3 protein-coding genes and 2 pseudogenes are annotated in these 6,121 nt (G+C 74.2%); 2 read left to right on the forward strand and 3 right to left on the reverse strand.

Going from position 1 to position 6,121, the window contains the following annotated elements; genetic code table 11:
* Window positions 1-1,700 (forward strand): annotated as a pseudogene (locus tag V7793_RS31565) (hypothetical protein); the annotation flags it as partial.
* A 3-nt stretch (window positions 1,701-1,703) separates the two neighbouring features.
* On the opposite strand, the gene V7793_RS31570 reads toward V7793_RS31565, so the two are convergent.
* From V7793_RS31570 to V7793_RS31580, 3 genes and pseudogenes are all read right to left on the reverse strand, one after another.
* Window positions 1,704-2,336 (reverse strand): hypothetical protein, encoded by a 633-nt coding sequence (locus tag V7793_RS31570; RefSeq protein WP_336013053.1) that lies wholly within the window; start codon window positions 2,334-2,336, stop codon window positions 1,704-1,706.
* Window positions 2,337-2,349: 13 nt separating this feature from the next.
* Window positions 2,350-3,465: an L-histidine N(alpha)-methyltransferase gene (locus V7793_RS31575; RefSeq protein WP_336013054.1), complete on the reverse strand. Its 1,116-nt coding sequence runs from the start codon at window positions 3,463-3,465 to the stop codon at window positions 2,350-2,352.
* 120 nt (window positions 3,466-3,585) lie between these two features.
* Window positions 3,586-3,924 (reverse strand): annotated as a pseudogene (locus tag V7793_RS31580) (hypothetical protein); the annotation flags it as partial.
* Window positions 3,925-4,179: 255 nt separating this feature from the next.
* Here V7793_RS31580 and V7793_RS31585 point away from each other — a divergent pair.
* The coding region (locus V7793_RS31585; protein ID WP_336013055.1) for a sensor histidine kinase at window positions 4,180-6,121 on the forward strand (1,942 nt) is incomplete at its 3' end.

The following is a 6,121-nucleotide window of genomic DNA, read 5'->3' on the forward strand; positions in this document are numbered from 1 at the left end:
AGGCGAGCGAGCCCCCCACCGCCTCCCTGCCCGCCCTGCGCGAGGCCTACCGCACCGCCTCCCAGGTCTACGAGAAGGTCGGCGTCGGCGCCGACCTGCGCGCCGAGCAGGCCCGCGCCGAGAGCGACGAGAGCTCCGCCCGCAACGAGCTCGACCGCCTCACCAACAAGGTGCGCACCCGCGCCGCCCAGCTCCTGGAGGGCACCGAAGGCGCCGACGGGCCCTCCCGGCAGGCCGCCGTGGCCCGCGCCGAGGAGCTCGTCCAGATGCTGGAGAGCCGCGCCTCCGCGGCCAGCGAGCAGCTGGGCCGGCTGCGCGGCGAGGCCGAGCGCCTCGCCCCCGCCGACGGCGACGCCCACACCGAGCTCCCCGAGGAGCTCGTCCCCGGCGACGCCGACCGCGCCAAGGAGCTCCTGCGCACCGCCACCGGCGAACTCGCCGCGCGCACCGACGCCCTGGAGCGCGCCCGCACCGCCCACAGCGACCTGCTGCGCGCCCACCGCTCCGCCGAGGACGCAGCCACCGGCTTCGACGACACCGCGGCCCTCCTGCGCGACCTCCTGCGCGACAACTCCCCCGAGGACGACGCCGAGCAGCCCGAGCCGTACACCGGCGGCCTGGAGGAGGCCCGCCAGGCCGCGGCCGAGGCCCGCCGCTCCCTGCGCGGCTGCGCTGGCGACCTGTCGGCCGCCGAGTCCGCGGTCCGCGAGGCGAGCGACGTCCTCGTCCGGCACGCCAACTCCACCCGCTACGAGCAGGTGCGCACCCCCGCCCGCCAGCAGATCCGCGAGCTGCCCGCGGCGGCGCTGCCCGAGCACGCCGCCGCCTGGGCCGAGGCCTTCGCCCCCCGCCTGCGGGTGCTGACCGACGAGCTGGAGCAGCTGGAGCGCAACCGCGACAGCATCGTGGACCGGCTGCGCGGCCTCGTGGAGTCCTCCCTGACCACCCTGCGCTCCGCCCAGCGCCTCTCGCGCCTGCCCGAGGGCCTGGGGGAGTGGTCGGGCCAGGAGTTCCTGCGCATCCGCTTCGACGACCCCGACCAGAGCACCCTCACCGAGCGCCTCGGCGAGGTCATCGACGAGGCGACCCGCTCGGCGGTCAAGAAGAACTCCGACCTGCGCCGCGACGGCATGTCCCTGCTCCTGCGCGGCGTCCAGGCGGCCCTGCAGCCGCGCGGCGTCGCCGTCGAGATCCTCAAGCCCGACGCGGTGCTGCGCGCCGAGCGGGTGCCGGTCCGGCAGATGGGCGACGTCTTCTCCGGCGGCCAGCTGCTCACCGCGGCCATCGCCCTGTACTGCACCATGGCGGCGCTGCGCAGCAACGACCGAGGCCGCGACAAGCAGCGCCACGCGGGCACCCTGTTCCTCGACAACCCCATCGGCCGCGCCAACGCCACGTACCTGCTGGAGCTCCAGCGGGCCGTCGCCGATGCGCTCGGCGTCCAGCTGCTCTACACCACCGGCCTGTTCGACACCACGGCCCTGGCCGAGTTCCCGCTGGTCATCCGGCTGCGCAACGACGCCGACCTGAGGGCGGGCCTGAAGTACATCAGCGTGGAGGAGCACCTGCGCCCGGGCCTGCCGCAGCAGCAGGACCCCGACGAGGAGCAGGTGCACGGCCAGATCACGGCCACCCGGATGTACCGCCGCCCGCCGGAGGAGGAGCTCGCAGCGGGCGGGCAGGTGCACGCCGGCTCGTAGGCCTCAGGGATCGAGCTGCTGCAGCCGGGCCACGACCCCGGGCTCCGCGTACCGCCCCCGCAGCAGCTCCTCCACGCTGCTCCGCAGCCGCCGCAGCCCGTCGAGCTGCCCGCCGGGCCGGTGCATGGCCTCGTCGATGGCCAGCAGCTCCTCCGGCGGCACCCGCGAGACGTACGTGCGCAGCTCGGTGAGGTCCAGCCGCCGGTTGAAGTCGTGTACGGCGTCGCGCCAGCGGTGCAGCAGGGCGACGAGCTCGTCGTGCCCGGGTTCGGAGAACACCCCGGACACCAGCGCGGCGTCCGTCGCCGACTGCAGCAGCCGGGGGTAGACGCGCGCCCGGGGCGCGAACCGGTCCAGGGGCGCGAAGCCCGTGCCGACGAGCTCGGTGTTCTTCACCAGCTCGTCGGCCAGTGCGTACAGCGCCTGGGCGCGCCGCTCGCGGGCCGCCGCCCGGCGCTCGGCGTAGACCCCGGTGATGGCGGCGACGAGCGCGAGCCCGGAGGCCGCGGGCTCGAAGTGCTCGTCGCGCCCCTGAGCTACGGTCAGCCACCACACGCAGATGCCGAGGGCGACCAGCAGGCAGGCGATGGTGGCGGCGGCGAAGAACTGCCGGCTGAGCCGGCCGAGGAGTCCCACGGCACCCGGGCCGTCAGTCGAACGGGTTGGGGCCGGCGGGCCGGGTCCCGTCGCCGGGGGCGAGGAGCAGCAGCGTCATCCCGAACGCCGGCCCGTCGAAGGCCGTGTGCCCGGCCTCGTGGGTCTCGCCGACCGTGGTGACCCGCGCGTCCACCAGCATCTTCTCCAGCCCGGTACGGGTGTACTTGCGGCTGAGGAGGAGGCGGATGGTGTCCTGGTCGGGGAAGCGGACGGTGCTGCGGTCGGGCAGCGTGAGCTGCAGCTCCGACCCCGTGCGGTTGCGGTAGATCACCTTGATCTTCAGGGCCCGGTCGTCCTCGACCAGGCCCTCGCAGGTGAGGCTGTTCATGTCGATCTGCAGGTCCGTGTACTGCAGCAGGGCGCTGGTGACGAACTCCCGGAAGCGCGGGCTGTTCTCGTACTCCTGCGCGGCCGCGCGGGCAGCCGCCTCGTCCTGCCCGGCCGTGCCGGCCACCTCCAGCAGGAAGCGGTCCTGCGGCCGCAGCAGCTTCTCGGCCAGCAGCGCCAGCAGCTGGGTGTCGCTGTCGAAGTTGGCGAGGGTGTTGCCCAGCAGGGAGTACACGACGGGCTCGCTGCCGACCGTACGGCGGACTAGGGTGCCCAGCCGGTCGAGGTTGGCGGGCATCGAGAAGTCCAGCTGGACGGGGAGCACGTCCGCCGCGGGCACGTGCAGGTGCTGCAGCGCCTCGCGCTGTGCGAGCCGCAGCATCTCGGCGCTGACGTCCACCGGTATGTAACAGCCGCAGCGGCCGCGGCTGTCCAGGGAGCGCAGCAGGGCCTGGTCCTTCTGCCCGGTGCCGGGGCCGAGGCTCACGTAGTGCAGCGGCCCGTCCGGGAGTCTCTCGCTCAGGCCCCGCCAGCGGCGGCTGAAGGAGGCGATGCTCTCGCGCATCACGGGGTAGTACAGGTCGTTGCAGGCGTGGGCCCAGGCCACGGTGGACTCCAGGCCCCAGTAGGAGAAGCCGGAGGTGATCAGCTTTCCCGAGCCCGAGGGATCCGGGCCGCGCCGTAACCCCGCGGTCACCTGGGCCAGCTTGCCCGACTGCTCCTCACCGACCAGACACACCGTCCAGCCGGCATCCCGGAGCACCTCCGGAATGCGATGCACCGCCTGATCCCGCTCAGCCATCCGTACATCCCCCCATGGCCCGTCCGCCCGCCCGTGCCCGGTGTACGACACCGTCAACCGCCGAACCTACCCGGCGCTTGACGATCAGGGGAAGCCGGGACGCCGGGCCCGTCTGCCGGCGCGCGCCGAACTGCTGGGCACGGACACCACTCCGTGTCTCTGCCGCCACACCTGCCGCGTGACCCACACGTCCAGCACCGCCCAGGTCGTCGCCACGACGCTCGCCAGGGTGCACAGCAGCGCCGGCAGGGCCAGCCACGAACCGGCGAACGCGAACAGCGCCGCGACCATCGCCTGCACCAGCGTCACGGCGACGAAGAGGACCGCGCGCACCGCGGCGGTGCGCACCGGATCCGGCATCCGGCGCCGGCGCGCGGGCTGCTCCACCCACAGCGGCGGTCGCGCCCGGCGCGACGGCTCGTCATGATCCCGGTCCACGACGGCTCACCCCCTCGTCGGCGGCCCCGCCGCCTCCCGTGCCGAGGCCGGCCGCAGCGGTCCGGCTCCCTCCACAAGAGCGATGGACGGTGCCCGATAGTTCCCATGGGCAGGGAATTACCGCCATACGGGTGGCGGCCACGACGGTCCGATCACCGTACTGGCCTTCGAGTCCCGTACCCCGCAGTAGTAGGCTCACGCCGCATTGTTGTCGGAACACCACCCCACCAGAGCGGGGTTGACGTTGGGGAGGCCATGCGCTTTCGCGGGAAATCGATCCGCCGGAAGATCGTGGCGCTGCTGCTGGTGCCGCTGGTGTCCCTCACGGGCCTGTGGGTCTTCGCCACCGTCATCACCGGCACGGAGGCCGCCCGGCTGCTCTCCGCCGCCGAGGCCATCCGCACCGCGGGCCTGCCCGCCGAGGAGCTCGTCCGCGCGCTGCAGAAGGAACGCCGCCAGACCCTCGTCCACCTCGCCGACCCGCGCCGCGCCGACAACCTCGCCGTCCTGCGCGAGCAGCAGGAGGCCACCGACAAGGCGGCCGCCGGCTTCCGCCGCGGCGCCGGCAAGGTCCGCGACGACATGAGCCCCGCCACCGACCTCCGCTACCGGCGCATCGAGAAGGCCCTGGGCGACCTGGCGGGCCTGCGCGGCAAGGTCGGGGCCGGCGGCATCAGCCGCTACGGCGCCTTCCAGGCCTACAACGACCTGGTGGAGCCCTACTACGCCTTCCTCGGCAGCCTCGGCGCCTTCGAGGACGCCGAGATGGACAAGCAGGCCCGCGCCCTCATCGGCGTGGCCCGCGCCCGCGAGGCGCTCTCCCGCGAGGACGCCCTCCTCGCCGCCGCCCTCACCACCGGCACCATGAGCCGCCAGGACCTGCGGGCCGTCTCCGACCGCGTCGCCGAGCGGCAGATCCTCTACAGCACCAGCCTCTCCGTGCTGCCCGCCGGCGACCAGAAGATCTTCGAGGAGTACTGGCGCGGCACCGGCCCCCACGCCCTGCGCGCCGCCGAGGACACCGCCATCCTCGCCGGCTCCTCCCGCGCCCCGCAGACCATCGACCCGATGCGCTGGGAGCGGGCCGCCGGCGTCGTGCTCGACGAGCTCGCCCGGATGAACACCGAGGCCACCGACCGCTACGCGGACCGCGTCGAGCCGATCGCCGTCCGCGTCCTGACCAAGGCCGCCGTCGCCGGCGTCCTGGGCGCCGCCGCGCTCGTCTGCTCCCTCGTCATCTCCCTGCGCATCGGCCGCGGCCTGGTGCGCGACCTGCGCCGGCTGCGCAAGGAGGCCCACGAGGCCTCCGGCATCCGGCTGCCCGCCGTCATGCGCCGCCTGGCCGCGGGCGAGCGGATCGACCTCGCCGCGGAGGCCCCGCCGCGGGAGTTCGGGCCCGACGAGATCGGCCAGGTCGGCAAGGCCCTCGACACCCTGCAGCGGGCCGCCGTCGAGGCCGCCGTCAAACAGGCCGACATGCGCCGCGGCGTCGCCGACGTCTTCGTCAACCTCGCCCGCCGCAGCCAGGTCCTGCTGCACCGTCAGCTCACCCTCCTCGACGCCATGGAGCGCCGCACCGAGGACACCGAGGAGCTCGCCGACCTCTTCCGCCTCGACCACCTCACCACCCGCATGCGCCGCCACGCCGAGGGCCTGGTGATCCTCTCCGGCGCCGCCCCCGCCCGGCAGTGGCGCAAGCCCGTCCGCCTCATGGACGTCGTCCGCGGCGCCGTAGCCGAGGTCGAGGACTACGAGCGGATCGAGGTGCGCCGCCTGCCCCGGCTGGCCGTGCGCGGCCCCGCCGTCGGCGACCTCACCCACCTCGTCGCCGAACTCCTGGAGAACGCCACCGTCTTCTCCCCGCCGCACACCGCCGTGCAGGTGCACGGCCAGCGCGTCGCCAACGGCTTCACCCTGGAGATCCACGACCGCGGCCTCGGCATGTCCCCGGACGCCCTGCTGGAGGCCAACCTCCGGCTCGCCGAGACCCCCGAGTTCGAGCTCTCCGACACCGACCGGCTCGGCCTGTTCGTCGTCAGCCGGCTCGCCCGCCGCCACGACGTGCGCGTCTCGCTCCAGACCTCCCCGTACGGCGGCACCACCGCCGTCGTCCTCATCCCCCTGGACCTGCTCACCGAGACCGACGCCCGGTCCGGGGACGAGGACACGGGCGAGCAGATGCTCGCCAAGGGCCGGG

It is taken from the genome of Streptomyces sp. KLMMK (genome assembly GCF_036961605.1).
Classification (GTDB): Bacteria; Actinomycetota; Actinomycetes; order Streptomycetales; family Streptomycetaceae; genus Streptomyces; species Streptomyces telluris.